Raw genomic sequence first — 287 nt, 5'->3', positions numbered from 1 at the left:
CTTGACCATATCTTTATTGTTCTGAATGCCTTGCTTCAATTGAGCATCTAGGAAGTGCTCATCAATAAATGTACTCCCGCCTAATGATTCACCATCCAGCTTTCCTTTCACTCCATCTAAAAAAGCCTTTTGCATATCGATAAAATCAAGATAAGTGTCCGTGTATAGTGCAAGGTCATTATAAAAAGCTTTGATGTTATCTGCACCTTTTCCAGTAAATTCATCACCTAAATTGGACACGCCTTGTAATGCTTTTTTCAAATCTGTAATTTCTTCCCGAAACTGTT

Annotated in this window: 1 protein-coding gene; it reads right to left on the bottom strand. The window is 36.6% G+C overall.

What is annotated here, in order from left to right:
* On the bottom strand, positions 1 to 287 hold a 287-nt coding region (locus tag SB775_RS28775; protein ID WP_486360713.1), incomplete at both ends, for a T7SS effector LXG polymorphic toxin.

Source organism: Peribacillus sp. SIMBA_075, assembly GCF_046534585.1.
The sequence above is the reverse complement of the archived record's forward strand: the minus strand, read 5'-3'. Positions and strand labels throughout refer to the sequence as shown.